We start from the raw sequence: 1,126 nt of genomic DNA, 5'->3' as shown, positions 1-1,126 counted from the left end.
CGAGTCAGGAATTTCGTTCATAAATGTAGACTGGGCTTGTGGCGCGGACGGGTCGGCCGAAGGCCGAGTTGGTGTTGTCGGACGAGGAGCGGGCCGCCCTGGAGGGGTGGGTGCGGCGGCGGTCCACGCCGCAGGCGTGGGCCCTGCGGTGCCGGATCGTCCTGGAGTGCGCGAGCGGGGCGTCGAACAAGGACGTCGCGGAGCGGCTGGGGTCGACGCCGCACGCGGTTGGCCGGTGGCGGGCCAGGTTCGTCGAGCACCGGATCGCCGGCCTGGGCGACATGCCCCGGCCCGGCGGCCCGCGGACGGTCACCGACGAGCAGGTCGCCGAGCTGATCACCAGGACGCTGGAGCGGACACCGAAGGGCGCCACACACTGGTCGACGCGGTCGATGGCCAAGGAGACAGGCCTGTCGCAGTCGACGGTCTCGCGGATCTGGCGGGCGTTCGGCCTCCAGCCGCACCGCTCCGAGACGTTCAAACTCTCCACCGACCCGTACTTCGTCGACAAGGTCCACGACGTGGTCGGCCTCTACCTCGATCCGCCCGAGCGGGCCCTGGTCTTCTGCGTGGACGAGAAATCGCAGATCCAGGCACTGGACCGCTCCCAGCCCGTGCTGCCGATGATGCCCGGGGTGCCCGAGCGGGCCACCCACGACTACGTGCGAGCGGGCACCACCACGCTGTTCGCCGCCCTGGAGGTCGCCACGGCCAAGGTGATCGGCTCCCTGCACCGCCGGCACCGCGCCGAGGAGTTCAAGAAGTTCCTGTTCAAGCTCGACAAGGAGATCCCCGAGGACCTCGACGTCCACCTGGTCCTGGACAACTACGCCACCCACAAGACCCCCGCCATCAGGACCTGGCTGCTGTCACACCCACGCTTCCATCTGCACTTCACCCCCACCGGCTCGTCCTGGCTCAACCTGGTCGAGCGCTGGTTCGCCGAACTGACGAACAAGCAGATACGGCGAGGCGTCCACAAATCCGTCCAGGCCCTGGAAGCAGACATCCGCCAGTGGATCGCCACCTGGAACACCGACCCCAAGCCCTACGTCTGGACCAGGACAGCCGACGAGATCCTCGAACGCCTCGCCGGATATCTGAAGCGAATTCCTGACTCAGGACA

1 protein-coding gene is annotated in these 1,126 nt (G+C 67.7%); it reads left to right on the top strand.

Annotated elements, in window-relative coordinates:
- Positions 1–38 precede the first annotated feature (38 nt).
- Positions 39–1,126 (top strand): IS630 family transposase (locus ACFY07_RS28550; RefSeq protein ID WP_390872438.1); only part of this gene is annotated, 1,088 nt, incomplete at its 3' end.

It is taken from the genome of Streptomyces sp. NPDC001380 (genome assembly GCF_042895785.1).
Classification (GTDB): Bacteria; Actinomycetota; Actinomycetes; order Streptomycetales; family Streptomycetaceae; genus Peterkaempfera.
Note: the sequence above shows the minus strand (reverse complement) of the source record. Positions and strands in the feature narration are given on the sequence as shown.